The organism is Serinicoccus sediminis, from assembly GCF_004153545.1.
Lineage (GTDB): Bacteria > Actinomycetota > Actinomycetes > Actinomycetales > Dermatophilaceae > Ornithinicoccus > Ornithinicoccus sediminis_A.
Genome location: NZ_SDVA01000010.1, coordinates 127,724 through 143,684 on the forward strand (window position 1 = coordinate 127,724; position 15,961 = coordinate 143,684).

The window sequence follows — 15,961 nt, forward strand, 5'->3', positions numbered from 1 at the left end:
GGCCCCGGCCCCACGACATACCCACCCGTTGCACCAAGGAGAGACATGACCACCCTGGAGATCAAGAACCTGCAGGTGAGCGTCGAGACGGAGGACTCCGCCAAGGAGATCCTCAAGGGTGTCGACCTCACCATCAACTCCGGCGAGACGCACGCCATCATGGGCCCCAACGGCTCGGGCAAGTCGACCCTGGCCTACGCGGTCGCCGGCCACCCGAAGTACACCGTGACCGGCGGCCAGGTGCTGCTGGACGGTGAGGACGTCCTGGCGATGGGCGTCGACGAGCGGGCGCAGGCGGGGCTCTTCCTCGCGATGCAGTACCCCGTCGAGGTGCCCGGCGTGACCGTCTCCAACTTCCTGCGGACGGCCAAGACCTCCATCGACGGCGAGGCCCCCAAGCTGCGCCACTGGGTCAAGGACGTCAAGGTCGCCATGGAGTCGCTGCGCATGGACCCGGCGTTCGCCGAGCGCAACGTCAACGAGGGCTTCTCCGGTGGTGAGAAGAAGCGTCACGAGATCCTGCAGATGGAGCTCATCGAGCCCAAGATCGCCATCCTCGACGAGACCGACTCCGGGCTCGACGTGGACGCGCTCAAGGTGGTCTCCGAGGGCGTGAACCGGATCAAGGACAAGACCGGGCTGGGCGTCATGCTCATCACCCACTACACCCGCATCCTGCGCTACATCCAGCCGGACTACGTGCACGTCTTCATCAACGGCCGGGTGGCCGAGTCCGGCGGCCGCGACCTCGCCGACCGGCTCGAGGAGGAGGGCTACGACCGCTTCCTCCCCGCCGGCGTCTGAGCGCGGGAGGAGACCGGAGCATGACGACAGGACAGCTGGCGGCGCAGCCGCTGAGCGAGGTGGAGATCGCCCGCATCCGGGCGGACTTCCCCCTGCTCAGCCGCACCGTGCGCGGCGGCCGTCCCCTCGTCTACCTCGACAGCGGCGCCACCTCGCAGAAGCCCCGGGTCGTGCTCGACGCCGAGCGGGAGTTCTACGAGCGGCACAACGCCGCCGTCCACCGCGGCGCCCACCAGCTGGCCGAGGAGGCCACCGACGCCTTCGAGGCGGCGCGGGCGACCGTGGCCCGGTTCCTCGGCGCCGACGCCGGTGAGGTCGTCTTCACCAAGAACGGCACCGAGGGGCTCAACCTGCTCGCCTACGCCTTCTCCAACGCCGGCGCCCCTGGCGCGCTGGACGGCGTCGACGAGTCCTGGGCGCAGCGGCTCCGGCTCGGCCCGGGCGACGAGGTCGTGGTCACCGAGATGGAGCACCACGCCAACCTCGTGCCGTGGCAGGAGCTGTGCCGGCGCACCGGGGCCACGCTGCGCTGGGTCGGGGTGACCGACGACGGTGAGCTCGACCTGGAGACCCTCGACGACGTGGTGGGGGAGCGGACCCGCGTGGTCGCCGTGACCCACGTGTCGAACGTCCTGGGGACGGTGAACGACCTCGGCCCCGGGTCGCGGCTCGTCGCGGCCGCCCGCGCCGTCGGAGCCCTCGTCGTCGTGGACGCCTGCCAGTCGGCCCCGCACACCGACATCCGCGAGCTCACCGATCCGCACTCCGGGGTGGACGCCCTGGTGTTCACCGGCCACAAGACGCTCGGCCCCAGCGGGGTCGGGGTCCTGTGGGCCCGGCGCGGGCTGCTCGAGGCGATGCCCCCCTTCCTCACCGGCGGCTCGATGATCGAGGTCGTCCGCATGGAGGGGTCCACCTGGGCCCCGCCCCCGGCGAAGTTCGAGGCGGGGGTGCCCATGGCCGCCCAGGCCGTCGGCCTGGCCGCCGGTCTCGACTACCTCACCGAGGTGGGGCTGGACCGCGTGCACGCGCACGACCAGCAGCTCATGCGGCATACCCTCGACCGGCTCGCCGAGCGCCCCTGGCTGCGCGTGCTGGGTCCGCAGGACCCGTCGCGACGGATCGGGGCGGTGGCCTTCGTCGCCGACGGCGTCCACCCGCACGACGTCGGGCAGGTCCTGGACGACTCCGGGGTCGCGGTCCGCACCGGCCACCACTGCGCGTGGCCGCTGCACCGGCGGCTGCGGGTCCCCGCGTCGACCCGCGCCAGCTTCGGGGTCTACACCAGCCTGGAGGAGGTCGACGCCCTCGCCGAGGCGCTCGACCGGGTGCCGGACGTCTTCGGACTGGCCGGCTGAGAGGAACGGAGGCGCTGATGGACCTGTACGGCGAGCTCATCCTCGACCACGCGAAGCGGCCCCAGCACGCCGGGCTGCGCGAGCCCTACGACGTCGAGGTCAACCACGTCAACCCGACCTGCGGCGACGAGATCAGCCTGCGGGTGCACCTCGACACCGTGACCGGGGGCGCGCAGGACGGCGCGCCGGTGCTGCGCGACCTGTCCTACGACGCGCTCGGCTGCTCGATCTCGGTGGCGTCCGCCTCGGTGCTCGCCGAGGAGTCCCTCGGCCGGCCCGTGGCCGAGACGCTGGAGACCTACCGGCACCTGCACGCCATGCTCACGAGCCGCGGCGAGGACCCCGGCGACCCGCAGCAGATCGGCGACGCCGTCGCCTTCGCGGGCGTCGCGAAGTATCCCGCCCGCGTCAAGTGCGCCCTGCTGCCCTGGACCGCCTACCTCGACGCCCTGGCGCGCGCCGGCGCGGACATCTCCGCCGCCAGCGAGCGACCGCAGGGCGCCTGACCGACCACCCGACCCGACGCCCACCTCTGGAGGAACGCATGACCACCACCACCCCGCCCAACGTCGCCGACGTCGAGGAGGCCCTGCGCGACGTCGTGGACCCCGAGCTCGGGATCAACGTCGTCGACCTCGGCCTCGTCTACGGCGTCACCGTCGACGCGGCCAGCCACGCCGTCATCGACATGACCCTCACCTCGGCCGCCTGCCCGTTGACCGACGTCATCGAGGACCAGGTCGCGCAGAGCCTCGAGGGCCTGGTCACCAGCCACCGCATCAACTGGGTCTGGATGCCGCCGTGGGGTCCGGACAAGATCACCGAGGACGGCCGCGAGCAGCTGCGCGCCCTCGGCTTCAACGTCTAGAGGCGCGAGCCTCACCGATGCCCTCGACCCACCTCGTCGACGTCGCCCCCGAGCGGCTGGCGGGGTGGGTCGAGCGGTTCACGGCCTCGCACGGACCGGTCACCTGGGCGGTCGTGGGCGAGGACGACGGCGCCGGTGGAGGGGGCAGGGCCACGGGGGACGGGGGGACCGCGTGGGAGGCGCGGGCTCACGACGGGTCCTGGGCGCGGCTGCGCTCCTGGCAGGCGGTGACGGCGGGAGGCACCGGGGGCCCGGCGCCGGGGTGGGAGCGGCCGCCGAGGTTGCTCGTGGTGCTCGTGCGTCGGGGAGGGTATGCCGTGGCGGTCGTGGGGGAGGACGGTTCGCTGGTGCGGCACAAGGTCGGCACGCGGCACGTGCAGTCGCGCACGGCAGCCGGTGGCTGGAGCCAGCAGCGCTTCGCCCGGCGCCGCGGCCACCAGGCGGACGCGCTCGTGGAGGCGGTGGCGGGGCACACCGACCGGGTGCTGGGGGAGGCGCCGGTGGGCGTGGCGGGGCTGGTGCTCGGCGGCGACCGTGCCCTGGTCGAGGCCGTCGTCGAGGCGTTGCCGACGGACCGTGCGGCCCAGGTGCGGCGGCTGCCGCGGCGTGGGCTGTGGGACCTCGCGGACCCGCGCCGGACCGTCCTCGACGAGGCCGTGCGGCGCGGCCGCGCGGTGCGGGTGCAGGTGCACAACGCCTGACGACCGAGCGTCGCAGATGGTCGCCCCACGCGCCACCGAGCGCCGCCCGTGGTGGTGGACCAGCCACGAGCGGCGCTCGGTGGGTGTCGCGGGGGTGCCGCGGTCAGGCGCTCGCCGTCAGGCGGTGGTGGCCGTGGGGGTCGTCTCCCGGGGGGCCGGCTCGTCGGGCCGGTCCTGCGACCACGGCAGCCCGCGGCGGTCGCCGTTGTAGACGTCCAGGTCGAGGATGCCCTCGCGCTTGGCCACGATGGTCGGGACCAGCGCCTGGCCGGTGACGTTGGTGGCGGTGCGGCCCATGTCCAGGATCGGGTCCACGGCGAGCAGCAGGCCGACGCCCTCCAGCGGCAGGCCCAACGTCGACAGGGTCAGCGTGAGCATGACCGTCGCGCCGGTGACGCCCGCGGTGGCGGCCGAGCCCAGGACCGAGACGAAGGCGATGAGGAGGTACTCCGTCACGCCGAGGTCCACGCCGAAGAACTGCGCCACGAAGATCGCGGCGACGGCGGGGTACACCGCGGCGCAGCCGTCCATCTTGGTGGTCGCGCCCAGCGGCACGGCGAAGGCGGAGTACGCCCGGGGCACGCCGAGGTTGCGCTCGGTGACGGACTGGGTGACCGGCAGGGTGCCGATGGAGGAGCGCGACACGAAGCCCAGCTGCATGGCGGGCCACACGCCGGTGAAGAACTGCTTGATCGACAGCCCGTGCAGGCGCAGCAGGACCGGGTAGAGGACACCGACGACGAGCAGCAGGCCGGCGTAGATGGCCAGGGTGAACCGGCCCAGCGAGCCGATGGTCTCCCAGCCGTAGGACACGATGGCGTTGCCGAGCAGGCCGACCGTGGCGAGCGGTGCCAGCAGGATGACCCACCAGAGGACCTTCTGGACGACCGTGAGGGCCGAGCGGGTGAAGGCGAGGAAGGGGTCCGCGTCCTTGCCGACCTTGACCACGGCGACGCCGACGGCGATGGCCAGGATGAGGATCTGCAGGACGTTGAAGGACAGGCTCACGCCGTCGTCGCCCTCGCGGGCGTAGATCCCGAGGCTGTTGGCCGGGATGAGGCCGGTGAGGAAGTCCAGCCACCCACCGGTGCTGGACGGGGCGGCGGCGTCTGCCGCGCTGACCCCGGCGCCACGCGCCGGGTCGACGACCCAGCCGACGACCATACCGATGGACACCGAGACCAGGGCGGTGACGGCGAACCACAGCAGCGTCTGCCACGCCAGCCGGGCCGCGTTGGTGACCTCCCGCAGGTTGGCGATGGAGGACACGATCGCGAGGAAGACCAGCGGCGGCACGATGGTGCGCAGCAGGGTGACGAACGAGGAGCCGATGATGGCGAGGGTCTCGGACAGCCAGGTGGGGTCGTCGGCGCTGGCCCCGGTCGCGCGGGCCACCAGGCCCAGCACGACGCCGAGGACCAGGCCGATGAGCACCTGGGTGCCGAAGGACACCCGGCGGAGACGGGACAGCACAGCGGGAACCTTCCGGTGGGGGATGAGGTGAAGCAACCCTCGTCCCAACGGGGCGTTATGGCAGCGCTATTCCGCCACCCGCCGTGTGACCTCGCTCACCCCTCGTAGTCGTCGACGCTGCCTGCGTTGAGGGTGTCGCACCGGTTGGCGTCACCGGACTCGTAGCCCCGCATGAACCAGCCCATGCGCTGCTCGGAGCTGCCGTGGCTCCAGGTGTGCGGGGTGACCTGACCCTGCACCCGCTCCTGGATGGAGTCGTCTCCGACCGCGGAGGCGGCCGACAGCGCGGACTCGACGTCCTCGCGGGTCAGCTCCTCCAGCAGGGCGTTGCCCTCGTCGTCCTCGGTGCGGGTGGCGTTGCCGGCCCAGGCGCCCGCGAAGCAGTCCGCCTGCAGCTCGACCCGGACCGCGCCGGACTCCGGGCCGCGCGGGTCCTGCTGGGAGTACTGCAGCGCCCCGGTCCAGTTCTGGACGTGATGGCCGTACTCGTGGGCCAGCACGTACATCTGGCTGAAGCTGCCCCCGTCCGCACCCAGCTGTCCCTGCAGCTGGTCGAAGAACCCGGTGTCGAGGTAGATGCGCCGGTCCAGCGGGCAGTAGAACGGCCCGACCGCGCTCGACGCCGACCCGCACTGGGTCTGCACCGACCCGGAGAAGAGGATCGCGGTGGTCGGCTCGGCGTCGGGGAGCACGGCGGTCCAGTAGTCCTCGAGCGAGACCATGGTGGCCTTCATCCGGCAGTCGACATCGGCGTTGGCGTCGGCCCCGGTCCGGCACTCGGCCAGGTCGACGTTCTGGGCCTGCGGCGCCTGCTGCTCCTGCTGGCCCAGCACCTGGCCCGGGTCGCCGCCCAGCAGCATGACCACCAGGGCCAGCACCAGGGCGCCGAGGCCGCCCCCCACCGCGACCTTGCCGCCGCCGCCGGCCCTGCTGGCCCGCCCGCTGCCGATGTTGGCGTTCTCCCTGAAGGTCATGATGCTCCGTCCGCTCGTCCCGCGCCGGTCGGGGGACCGGAGCCTCAGCGCGTAGACTAGTGAACCGGCCTCCCGGACGCACGCCTCGGCTCCCGGACGCGCCGCCATACCTCTCCCGCAGCACCCACCTCGGTGCTGCCCGTCGCCCAGTGAAGGAGCCTCCCGTGATCAGCGCAGCCGGTGTCGAGGTCCGCGTGGGCTCCCGCCTGCTCATGGAGGACGTGACCTTCCGCGTCGGTCCCGGCGACCGGGTCGGGCTGGTGGGGCGCAACGGGGCGGGCAAGACGACCCTGACCCGGCTGCTCTCCGGCGAGGGCCAGCCCGCGGCCGGCACCATCAGCCGCACCGGTGAGATCGGCTACCTCCCCCAGGACCCGCGCACCGGCGACCTGGAGGTCCTGGGCCGGGACCGCATCCTGTCCGCGCGCGGCCTCGACGAGATCATCCGCGGTCTGCGCCGGGCGGAGGAGACCATGGCCACCGCCGACGGGGAGGAGCGCGACCGGGCGATGGCGCGGTACACCCGCCTGGACGCCGAGTTCAGCAGCCGCGGTGGGTATGCCGCGGAGTCCGAGGCGGCCTCGATCGCCAGCAGCCTGGGCCTGCCCGACCGGGTGCTGGAGCAGCCGCTGCGGACCCTCTCGGGCGGTCAGCGACGCCGCATCGAGCTGGCCCGGATCCTCTTCTCCGGCGCCGACACCCTGCTGCTCGACGAGCCGACCAACCACCTGGACGCCGACTCGGTCGTCTGGCTGCGCGAGCACCTCAAGAGCCACACCGGCGGGCTCATGGTGATCTCGCACGACGTCGACCTCATCGAGACGGTCGTCACCAAGGTGTTCTACCTCGACGCCAACCGGCAGGTGCTGGACGTCTACAACATGGGGTGGAAGGCCTACCTGGCGCAGCGGGAGGCCGACGAACGGCGGCGGCACCGCGAGCGGGCCAACACCGAGAAGAAGGCGTCCGCGCTGCTGGCGCAGGCCGACAAGATGCGGGCCAAGGCGACCAAGGCGGTGGCCGCGCAGAACATGGCCCGGCGGGCCGAGCGGATGATGGCCGGGCTGGAGGGCGAGCGGCAGGCCGACCGGGTGGCCAAGCTGCGCTTCCCGACCCCCGCGTCCTGCGGCCGCACCCCGCTCACCGCGGAGGGGCTGTCCCGCTCCTACGGCAGCCTGGAGATCTTCACCGACGTCGACCTCGCCATCGACCGCGGGTCCAAGGTCGTCGTGCTCGGCCTCAACGGCGCCGGGAAGACGACGCTGCTGCGCCTGCTGGCGGGCATCGACGACCCGGACACCGGTGAGGTGCAGCCGGGGCACGGCCTCAAGCTGGGCTACTACGCCCAGGAGCACGAGACCCTCGACGTGCAGCGCAGCGTCCTGGAGAACATGAAGTCCGCCGCCCCGGACCTGGACGAGACCGAGACGCGCAAGGTGCTCGGCTCCTTCCTCTTCTCCGGCGACGACGTCGACAAGCCCGCCGGCGTGCTCTCCGGCGGGGAGAAGACCCGGCTGGCCCTGGCCATCCTCGTGGTCTCCGCCGCCAACGTGCTGCTGCTGGACGAGCCGACCAACAACCTGGACCCGGCGTCCCGGGAAGAGGTCCTCGCCGCGCTGCGTTCGTACGAGGGCGCGGTCGTCCTGGTCAGCCACGACGAGGGCGCGGTGCAGGCGCTCGAGCCCGAGCGGGTCCTGCTCCTCCCGGACGGTGTCGAGGACCTCTGGGGACGCGACTACGAAGAACTCATCGCCCTGGCCTGAGGGCGTCGGAAGGTGGCTCAGTGACGGTCGGTATGCGTGGTGGCACGTTCCGCAGCTTCGCCAAGGACCGCAGCGTGCAGGACCACCGCCTCGAGCGGGACACCGCGCGCCGGGTGGCGTCCTACGGACGGCCGTTCGTCGGCCGCATCGTCGCCTACCTCGCGCTGACCGTGCTGGCGGGGGCCCTCGTCACCGCGGTGCCGCTGCTGCTGGGACGCATCATCGACGACGGCGTGGACGTCGGGAACCGGGACCTGGTGGTCCGGCTCTCCCTCGTGGTCGCCGGTCTCGCGTTCCTGGAGGCGGCGGTCACCGTCGTCTCCCGCTGGTTCGGCTCCCGCATCGGTGAGGGGCTCATCTACAACCTGCGGCGCGAGGTGTTCAGCCACGTGCTGCGCCAGCCGATCGCCTTCTTCACCCGTGCCCAGACCGGCGCCCTCGTCTCCCGCCTCAACACCGACGTCATCGGGGCGCAGACCGCCTTCACCTCGATCCTGTCCGGCTTCGTCAGCAGCCTCGTGCAGCTGGTGCTCATCCTCGTCGCGCTGTTCTCGATGAGCTGGCAGATCACCGTGCTCGCGCTGCTGCTGGTGCCGCTGTTCATCGTGCCCGCCCGCTTCATGGGCGACCGGCTCTCCGCGCTCACCCGACGCCAGATGGGGCTGAATGCCGACATGCAGGCCCGGATGACCGAACGCTTCAACGTGGGCGGCGCGCTGCTCGTGCGCCTCTTCGGGCGGCCGGCCACCGAGGACGACGAGTATGCCGAGCGCGCCGCCGGGGTCCGCGACTCCGGCATCTCGATCGCGGTCAACCGGGTCTTCTTCACGGCCGCGCTCGGCCTCGTGGCCGCGCTGGCCACCGCGCTGGTCTACGGCATGGGCGGCGTCATGGTCGTGGAGGAGGTCGGGTCGATGACGACCGGGACGCTGGTCGCCATGTCGACCCTGCTCACCCGCATGTACGGCCCGCTCACCGCGCTGTCCAACGTCCGGATCGACATCATGACGGCCCTGGTGAGCTTCGAGCGGATCTTCGAGGTCCTCGACCTGCGCCCGCTGGTCGCAGAGGCCGACGAGCCCCGCGGTATACCCTCCGGGCCGGTATCGGTCGAGCTGGACGGGGTGAGCTTCGCCTACCCGGGTGCCGACCAGGTGTCGATCGCCTCGCTCGAGCAGCGTCCGGAGGCCGAGACCCGAGACGGTCACCGCGTGCTGGAGGACATCAGCGCGACGGTGCCGGCCGGGTCGATGGTGGCCCTCGTCGGACCCTCCGGGGCCGGCAAGACGACGCTCACCACCCTCGTGGCGCGGCTCTACGACCCCACGGCGGGGAGCGTGCGGATCGGGGGCGTGGACCTGCGGGAGGCGTCCTTCGACTCGCTGCGCGAGACGGTGGGCGTGGTGACCCAGGAGGCGCACATGTTCAACGACACGGTGCGCGCCAACCTGCTCTACGCCCGGCCCCACGCCGACGACGCCGAGGTGTGGCGGGCGCTGGAGGGCGCCCAGATCGCCGACCTCGTGCGGCGGCTCCCGGACGGCCTCGACACCGTCGTAGGGGACCGTGGTCACCGGCTCTCCGGTGGCGAGAAGCAGCGCCTGGCGATCGCCCGCCTGCTGCTCAAGTCACCCGCGGTGGTCGTGCTCGACGAGGCCACCGCCCACCTCGACAGCGAGTCGGAGGTCGCCGTGCAGCGCGCTCTGGACGAGGCCCTGCACGGGCGCACGTCCCTCGTCATCGCCCACCGGCTGTCGACGGTGCGCGACGCCGACGAGATCCTCGTGCTGGAGCGCGGCCGCGTCGTCCAGCGGGGCACGCACGAGCAGCTGCTCGCCGACGGCGGCCTCTACGCCGCTCTGTACCGCACCCAGTTCCGCGACTGACCCGGGCCCCCTCCTCCCTGCCCACCGCACACAGGACGCGCGCTGAGGGCGCGTCCTGTGCGCGCTGGGCGCGCGTCCGGTGTGCGCTGGGCGCGCGTCCTGTGCAGAGGGGACCGGCGCCAGAGGGACGGTCAGGCGTCCTCCTCGTCCCAGATGCGCACCTTGCGTCCGCGGGGTCGGCGTCCCGGTGGCGTCGTGGAGGCACCGGAGGGGGCGCCGGGCGCGGCACCCACCAGCGGTCGGTCCTGCCGGTCGTCGTCCGGCGGGCCACCCGCCGGGGCGACGCGACCCCTGCCGGACCCCGGGAGTCCCTCGTCCTCGGCCTGGCGGCGGGCCATGACGAGCACGAGGAGCAGGCCCACCGGGACGGTCAGCCACCACTGCAGGGCGTAGGCGAGGTGGGAGCCCAGACCGGTGTCGGGGGCGGGCAGCGGTGCCGGGCTGTCGGCCGGGGCCGGGTCCTCGGCACCGAGCACGAGGTAGGCCGGGCGCAGGTCGAGCCCGGTCGCCTCCTCGAGGCCGGTCAGGCTGATCGACGCGAGCTGGCCCTCGACCGGTGCGCGGCCCAGGTCACGCTCGGAGGGCATCAGCCAGCCCGTGACGGTCACCTCCCCACCGGGGGCGGCCGGCACGTCCGGCAGCTGCTGGGCGGTGGGGGCGTTCGGGACCCAGCCCCGGTCGACGGCGACGGCGGTCCCGTCCGGCAGGAGGAGGGGCACCAGCACCTCGTAGCCGAAGACCCCCTCGTAGGGCCGGTTGCGGACCAGGTGCTGCGCGTCCGCCAGGTAGCGCCCGGTCGCCTCGACCCTCGTCCACCGCTGCGACGCCGGCAGCCCGTCCTGACCGGCCAGCGCCTCGTCTAGCGGCACCGGGTCCTGGCCGTAGTTGGCCTCGACCACGGCCCGCCGCTCGACCTTGGTCTCGTGACGGTGCCACTGCCAGGACCCCAGCCCGGCGGTGATGACGCCGAACAGCACGGCGAGCGTCAGGTAGCCGAGCCAGCGCGGCCGGCGCAGGACCTGCCACACCTCAGCCGTCCGCCTCGGTCAGCTCGTCCACCCCGACGACCTCGAGCAGGAACCCGCGCAGCTGGAGGAAGTCGCGCAGGTGGTCCTCGTGCGACGGGCACGCCAGCCACACCTTGCGGCGGTCGGCCGTGTGCAGCCTCGGGTTGCGCCACACCACCGCCCGTTCAGCCTGCGCGCGGCAGGCCTTGGCGCTGCAGACGAGCCCGGGAGCGGCCGCGGTCACGACGCGTCAGGACCGCGCGGGGTATGCCGGTCGCTCACGACGGTGCCGCTGATGACCGCCCCGCCGCGGGGGCCGTCCTGGGGCGGGGAGTCCTGGCTGGGACCGGTGCCCAGGCCACGGGTGGGTGCCTGCGGCGCCGACGCGGGCCCGCGCCGCTGGTCCACGGCGTTGGCGATCATGACCGCGAAGGCGGGGATGACGACGGCGAGGAACACGGCGATCCAGGCCAGGACGTACCGCTGCGTCGTGAACGCCCAGACCGCGACCGGGAAGGACACGGTCCGGATGCCCATCGCGGTGAGGTACTGCCACATCCGGCGGCGGCGGTCGTCCTCGACGGAGCGTCGGGCGTTCGTCACCCCCTGGGCGGGCCGGCGGGCGCCGGCGCGCGAGGCGGAGGAGGTGGGCACTCCTCCACGATACGACTACGGTGGCCCCGTGACGAATCACAGCGCCCCCTCGACACCCCCCGCCGCCGTGCTCGTGACCGGCGGCAACCGCGGCATCGGCCTGGCCATCGCCCGGGCCTTCGCCGACGCCGGTGACGACGTCGTCATCACCCACCGCAGCGGGGAGGCCCCCGAGGGGCTGAGGGGCGTGCGCTGCGACGTCACCGACTCGGCCAGCGTGGACGCCGCCTTCACCGAGGCCGAGCAGATCCTGGGGCGCCCCGTCGACGTGCTCGTCGCGAATGCCGGCATCACCAAGGACACGCTCCTCATGCGGATGAGCGACGAGGACTTCGACGCGGTGCTCGACACCAACCTGGCCGGCGCCTTCCGGTGCGCCCGCCGCGCCTCGAAGGGGATGATCAAGGCCCGCGCCGGGCGGATCATCCTCATCTCCTCCGTCGTCGGTCTCTACGGCTCCCCGGGCCAGACCAACTACGCCGCGTCCAAGGCCGCACTCGTCGGGCTCGCCCGCTCCATCACCCGTGAGCTCGGGGGCCGGGGCATCACCGCCAACGTCGTGGCACCCGGCTTCATCGAGACCGAGATGACCGAGCAGCTGCCCGAGGACCGACGCGCCACCTATCTCGCGGGCATCCCTGCCGGCCGGTTCGCCAGGCCCGAGGAGGTGGCCGGGGTGGTGCGCTTCCTCGCCGGCCCGGACGCGGGATACGTCAACGGTGCCGTCATCCCCGTGGACGGCGGCCTGGGGATGGGCCACTGAGCGACACGACGCCGGGGACGACCGGCCCCGGCCGGACGACGCACTAGAGTTCCCCCATGCTCCTCGAGGGAAAGAAGCTTCTGGTCACGGGTGTGCTCATGGACACCTCCATCGCCTTCCACGTGGCCCGGCTGGCCCAGGAGCAGGGCGCCGAGGTGGTGCTCACCTCCTTCGGCCGCACGATGCGGATCACCCAGGCGATCAGCCGTCGCCTCCCGCAGGCCGCCCCGGTCATCGAGCTGGACGTCCAGGACACCGGCCACCTCGACACGCTCGCCGAGCGGGTGGGCGAGCACGTCGACCACCTCGACGGCGTGCTGCACTCCATCGGCTTCGCCCCGCAGGGCGCCTTCGACTTCCTCGGTGCCTCCTGGGAGGACGTGGCGACGGCCATGCAGGTCAGCGCCTACTCCCTCAAGGCCCTGGCGGTGGCGGCACTGCCGCGGATGAGCGCCGGCGGGTCGGTCGTCGGTCTGACCTTCGACGCGCAGTACGCCTGGCCCGTCTACGACTGGATGGGGGTCTCCAAGGCCGCCTTCGAGGCGACCAGCCGCTACCTCGCCCGCGACCTGGGCCCCCGGGGCATCCGCTCCAACCTCGTCTCCGCCGGACCCATCTCGACCACGGCCGCCAAGTCCATCCCCGAGTTCGACCAGTTCGCCCGGTGGGGCGAGCACTCGCCGCTGGGCTGGGACGTCAAGGACCCGGTGCCCGCAGCCCAGGCCTGCGTGGCGCTGCTGTCCGACTGGTTCCCCGCCACGACGGGCGAGATCGTCCACGTGGACGGCGGCTTCCACGCCACCGGGTTCTGACTCGGGGATCGGTACGACCCTGACCCGGAGGTCCGGGTGAGCCTCACCCCGAGATGACGGTGCCCTTGCCGACGACGACGATGCCCGAGTCGGTGACCGTGAAGCCCCGCTGCCGGTCGTGCTCGTGGTCGACGCCGATGTGCACCCCGGCGGGCACCCGGACGTCCTTGTCGATGATCGCGCGGTGGATCTGGCACGAGCGCCCGACCTCGACCCGGTCCATGAGCACGGAGCCGGTCACATGGCTGAAGCTGTGCACCATGACCCGCGGTGAGAGGACGGAGTCGGTGACCGTCGCGCCGGAGATGACGCACCCCGGGGACACCGCGGAGTTCACGGCGTGCCCGACCCGGTCGCCGGAGCCGTGCACGAACTTGGCCGGCGGGTGCGGGCCGTAGTTCGTGAAGATCGGCCAGGCCTCGTTGTAGAGGTTGAACACCGGGTGCACCGACACCAGGTCCATGTGCGAGTCGTAGTAGGAGTCGATGGTGCCGACGTCGCGCCAGTACCCGCGGTCCCGGTCGGTCGCCCCGGCGATCTCGTTGTCCTTGAAGTCGTAGACCCAGGCGTCGCCCTTGTCCACGAAGGCCGGGACGATGTCACCGCCCATGTCGTGCTTGGACCCCTCGTTGAGGGCGTCCATCCGCACCGCGGCCTCGAGCGCCTCGGTCGTGAACACGTAGTTCCCCATCGAGGCCAGCACCTCGTCCGGGGCGTCGGGCAGCCCCCGCGGGTCGGCCGGCTTCTCCAGGAACTCGCGGATCTGCCGCGGGTCCTCCTGGTTGACGTCGATGACCCCGAACTGGTCGGCCAGGCTGATCGGCTGCCGGATCGCCGCGACCGTGCAACCGGCGCCGGTCTCGACGTGCTGCTCGACCATCTGGGCGAAGTCCATGCGGTAGACGTGGTCGGCGCCGACGACGACCACGATGTCCGGCCGCTCGTCGTGCACGAGGTTGAGGCTCTGGTAGATCGCGTCCGCCGACCCGGAGAACCAGCTCTTGCCGAGCCGCTGCTGGGCCGGGACCGGCGCGACGTAGTTGCCCAGGAGCGTCGACATACGCCACGTCTTGGTGATGTGCGCGTCCAGGCTGTGCGACTTGTACTGCGTGAGCACGACGATCTTGAGATAGCCGGAGTTGACCATGTTGGACAGGGCGAAGTCGATGAGCCGGTAGATGCCCCCGAACGGGACGGCCGGCTTGGCGCGGTCCGCGGTCAGCGGCATCAGCCGCTTCCCCTCGCCCCCCGCCAGGACGATGGCCAGGACCTTCCGCCGACTGCCTCGTTGCGCTGCCATGGGACCAACCTAGACGCCGCGTCAACCCCTGGCGAGGGGAGGGGGCAGCGGCTACGTTGAGGGCGTGCGCATCGACATCCTCACCCGCGAGTACCCCCCGAACATCTACGGCGGGGCCGGCGTCCACGTCGCCGAGCTGACCCGGGCCCTGCGGGCCCTCGAGGGGACGGAGGTGCAGGTCAGGGCCTTCGACGAACCCACCGACGAGCCCGGCACGACGGGGTATGCCGTGCCCGAGGACCTCGCGGGCGCCAACGGCGCCCTGCGCACCCTCGGGGTCGACCTGCTCATGGCCCGCGACGTCGCCGAGGGCGGCGCGGACCTCGTGCACAGCCACACCTGGTACGCCAACATGGGCGGTCACCTGGGGGCGGCGCTCGCGCAGATCCCGCACGTCGTCAGCGCGCACAGCCTGGAGCCGCTACGCCCCTGGAAGGCCGAGCAGCTCGGCGGCGGGTATGCCGTGTCCTCCATGGTCGAGAAGGTCGCCTACGAGGCAGCGGCCGGGGTGATCGCCGTCTCGGCCGGGATGCGCCGGGACATCCTCGCCGCCTACCCCGACGTCGACCCCGACCGGGTGCACGTGGTGCACAACGGCATCGACGCCGACCTGTGGCAGCGGGACACCTCGCCCGAGGCCGCCGAGTTCGTCCGGTCGCGGGGCATCGACCCGCACGCCCGCAGCGTGGTCTTCCTCGGACGCATCACCCGGCAGAAGGGGCTGCCGTTCCTGCTCAAGGCGCTGCGCGCGCTCGACGACGACGTGCAGGTGGTCCTCCTGGCGGGCGCACCGGACACCGAGGAGATCAAGGCCGAGGTCGTCGCGCTGGTGGACCAGCTGCGGACCGAGCGGGGCGAGCAGGCGGCGCCCGTCGTGTGGATCGACGAGATGCTGCCACGCGCCCAGGTCATCGCGGTCCTCTCGCACGCCACCGTCTTCGTCTGCCCCTCCGTCTACGAGCCGCTCGGCATCGTCAACCTCGAGGCCATGGCCTGCGGGGCCGCCGTCGTCGCCACCGCGACGGGGGGCATCCCGGAGGTCGTCCTCGACGGCGAGACCGGGTGGCTGGTCCCCATCGAGCAGGTGCAGGACGGCACCGGCACCCCCGTCGACGAGGACGCCTTCGTCGCCGACCTGGGGCGGGCGCTGGTCGAGGCGTGCTCGGACGCCGACGAGGCGCTGCGGCGCGGCGAGGCGGGCAGGGCGCGCGCCGTCGAGCAGTTCAGCTGGACCACGGTGGCCGAGCGCACCGTCGAGGTCTACCGGGCCGTCCTGGAGGGGCGCGCCCCGGTCCTGCCCGAGCTGGGCTGAGGCCCGCCGCCGTCGGGCGCCCCTGACCCGGCCGCGCCGGGGCCCTCAGCGCCAGCCGGCGAGGTGCAGGACGGCGGTGTTAGTCGCGTCCGCCAGGGCCGTGGCGGCGACGGACTGCAGCCGGCGCAGCGTCTGACCCCGGGCGCTCGTGGTGGCGAGGTCGACCGACTGCAGGTCTGGGTCGAGCCCGGCGTCGGTGAGGGTGAGCACGCCCGCGGCCAGGGCGATGAGCCGCTCGGCCCGGCCCGGCAGCCCGGGCGGCAGCCCCCAGGCCCCGGCCTGCGAC

General features: G+C 72.7%; 16 protein-coding genes and 1 pseudogene. 10 read left to right on the top strand and 7 right to left on the bottom strand.

What is annotated here, in order from left to right; all coding sequences use genetic code 11:
* The first annotated feature begins 45 nt into the window (after window positions 1-45).
* Genes sufC through EUS26_RS11035 form a run of 5 tightly spaced genes read left to right on the top strand, consistent with a single transcriptional unit; the run spans window position 46 to window position 3,731 of the window.
* Window positions 46-804 carry a Fe-S cluster assembly ATPase SufC gene (sufC, locus tag EUS26_RS11015; protein ID WP_130013887.1) on the top strand — a complete coding sequence of 253 codons (759 nt, stop codon included), beginning with the start codon at window positions 46-48 and terminating at the stop codon, window positions 802-804.
* A gap of 20 nt (window positions 805-824) precedes the next feature.
* Window positions 825-2,162 (top strand): aminotransferase class V-fold PLP-dependent enzyme, encoded by a 1,338-nt coding sequence (locus EUS26_RS11020; RefSeq protein ID WP_130013888.1) that lies wholly within the window; start codon window positions 825-827, stop codon window positions 2,160-2,162.
* A 17-nt stretch (window positions 2,163-2,179) separates the two neighbouring features.
* A complete protein-coding gene (gene sufU, locus EUS26_RS11025) occupies window positions 2,180-2,668 on the top strand; it encodes a Fe-S cluster assembly sulfur transfer protein SufU (RefSeq protein WP_130013889.1) in 489 nt (162 codons plus the stop codon).
* 38 nt (window positions 2,669-2,706) lie between these two features.
* On the top strand, window positions 2,707-3,030 hold the full coding sequence (locus EUS26_RS11030) for a metal-sulfur cluster assembly factor (protein WP_010148516.1): 324 nt from the start codon (window positions 2,707-2,709) through the stop codon (window positions 3,028-3,030).
* Between the two features lie 17 nt (window positions 3,031-3,047).
* Window positions 3,048-3,731 (top strand): acVLRF1 family peptidyl-tRNA hydrolase, encoded by a 684-nt coding sequence (locus EUS26_RS11035; RefSeq protein ID WP_130013890.1) that lies wholly within the window; start codon window positions 3,048-3,050, stop codon window positions 3,729-3,731.
* 117 nt (window positions 3,732-3,848) lie between these two features.
* Here EUS26_RS11035 and EUS26_RS11040 read toward each other — a convergent pair whose 3' ends face one another.
* Entirely contained in the window at window positions 3,849-5,204 is a 1,356-nt protein-coding gene (locus tag EUS26_RS11040; protein ID WP_130013891.1) for a dicarboxylate/amino acid:cation symporter, read from the bottom strand.
* 95 nt (window positions 5,205-5,299) lie between these two features.
* Window positions 5,300-6,178 carry a KPN_02809 family neutral zinc metallopeptidase gene (gene ypfJ / locus EUS26_RS11045; protein WP_130013892.1) on the bottom strand — a complete coding sequence of 293 codons (879 nt, stop codon included), beginning with the start codon at window positions 6,176-6,178 and terminating at the stop codon, window positions 5,300-5,302.
* Window positions 6,179-6,342: 164 nt separating this feature from the next.
* Between ypfJ and EUS26_RS11050 the strand changes: the two genes are divergently transcribed.
* Window positions 6,343-7,941, top strand: a complete 1,599-nt coding sequence (locus EUS26_RS11050) for an ABC-F family ATP-binding cassette domain-containing protein (protein WP_130013893.1) — start codon at window positions 6,343-6,345, stop codon at window positions 7,939-7,941.
* 32 nt (window positions 7,942-7,973) lie between these two features.
* Window positions 7,974-9,827: an ABC transporter ATP-binding protein gene (locus tag EUS26_RS11055; protein ID WP_165368591.1), complete on the top strand. Its 1,854-nt coding sequence runs from the start codon at window positions 7,974-7,976 to the stop codon at window positions 9,825-9,827.
* A gap of 131 nt (window positions 9,828-9,958) precedes the next feature.
* Here the strand turns inward: EUS26_RS11055 and EUS26_RS11060 are convergent, their stop codons facing one another.
* Genes EUS26_RS11060 through EUS26_RS11070 form a run of 3 tightly spaced genes read right to left on the bottom strand, consistent with a single transcriptional unit; the run spans window position 9,959 to window position 11,488 of the window.
* On the bottom strand, window positions 9,959-10,855 hold the full coding sequence (locus tag EUS26_RS11060; RefSeq protein WP_130013895.1) for an SURF1 family cytochrome oxidase biogenesis protein: 897 nt from the start codon (window positions 10,853-10,855) through the stop codon (window positions 9,959-9,961).
* Between the two features lies 1 nt (window position 10,856).
* Window positions 10,857-11,078, bottom strand: coding sequence for a hypothetical protein (locus EUS26_RS11065; protein WP_130013896.1), 222 nt, complete (start codon window positions 11,076-11,078; stop codon window positions 10,857-10,859).
* Window positions 11,075-11,488 (bottom strand): DUF3099 domain-containing protein, encoded by a 414-nt coding sequence (locus EUS26_RS11070; protein ID WP_130013897.1) that lies wholly within the window; start codon window positions 11,486-11,488, stop codon window positions 11,075-11,077. Before EUS26_RS11070 ends, EUS26_RS11065 begins: the two co-directional genes overlap by 4 nt.
* 28 nt (window positions 11,489-11,516) lie before the next feature.
* Between EUS26_RS11070 and fabG the strand changes: the two genes are divergently transcribed.
* Both fabG and fabI read left to right on the top strand, forming a co-directional pair.
* Complete coding sequence (gene fabG, locus EUS26_RS11075) at window positions 11,517-12,251, top strand: beta-ketoacyl-ACP reductase (protein ID WP_165368592.1); 735 nt, start codon at window positions 11,517-11,519, stop codon at window positions 12,249-12,251.
* Between the two features lie 56 nt (window positions 12,252-12,307).
* Window positions 12,308-13,063, top strand: coding sequence for an enoyl-ACP reductase FabI (gene fabI, locus EUS26_RS11080; RefSeq protein ID WP_130013898.1), 756 nt, complete (start codon window positions 12,308-12,310; stop codon window positions 13,061-13,063).
* Between the two features lie 43 nt (window positions 13,064-13,106).
* Here the strand turns inward: fabI and glgC are convergent, their stop codons facing one another.
* Window positions 13,107-14,363 carry a glucose-1-phosphate adenylyltransferase gene (gene glgC, locus EUS26_RS11085; RefSeq protein WP_130013899.1) on the bottom strand — a complete coding sequence of 419 codons (1,257 nt, stop codon included), beginning with the start codon at window positions 14,361-14,363 and terminating at the stop codon, window positions 13,107-13,109.
* 64 nt (window positions 14,364-14,427) lie between these two features.
* Between glgC and glgA the strand changes: the two genes are divergently transcribed.
* A complete protein-coding gene (gene glgA, locus EUS26_RS11090; RefSeq protein WP_130013900.1) occupies window positions 14,428-15,675 on the top strand; it encodes a glycogen synthase in 1,248 nt (415 codons plus the stop codon).
* Between the two features lie 45 nt (window positions 15,676-15,720).
* Here glgA and EUS26_RS16970 read toward each other — a convergent pair.
* Window positions 15,721-15,961, bottom strand: a pseudogene (locus EUS26_RS16970) (hypothetical protein); the annotation flags it as partial.

Coding starts and splice junctions, on each gene's coding strand:
- sufC (WP_130013887.1), top strand. CDS start 46: ATGACCACCCTGGAGATCAAGAACCTGCAGGTGAGCGTCGAGACGGAG.
- EUS26_RS11020 (WP_130013888.1), top strand. CDS start 825: ATGACGACAGGACAGCTGGCGGCGCAGCCGCTGAGCGAGGTGGAGATC.
- sufU (WP_130013889.1), top strand. CDS start 2,180: ATGGACCTGTACGGCGAGCTCATCCTCGACCACGCGAAGCGGCCCCAG.
- EUS26_RS11030 (WP_010148516.1), top strand. CDS start 2,707: ATGACCACCACCACCCCGCCCAACGTCGCCGACGTCGAGGAGGCCCTG.
- EUS26_RS11035 (WP_130013890.1), top strand. CDS start 3,048: ATGCCCTCGACCCACCTCGTCGACGTCGCCCCCGAGCGGCTGGCGGGG.
- ypfJ (WP_130013892.1), bottom strand. CDS start 6,178: ATGACCTTCAGGGAGAACGCCAACATCGGCAGCGGGCGGGCCAGCAGG.
- EUS26_RS11055 (WP_165368591.1), top strand. CDS start 7,974: ATGCGTGGTGGCACGTTCCGCAGCTTCGCCAAGGACCGCAGCGTGCAG.
- fabI (WP_130013898.1), top strand. CDS start 12,308: ATGCTCCTCGAGGGAAAGAAGCTTCTGGTCACGGGTGTGCTCATGGAC.
- glgC (WP_130013899.1), bottom strand. CDS start 14,363: ATGGCAGCGCAACGAGGCAGTCGGCGGAAGGTCCTGGCCATCGTCCTG.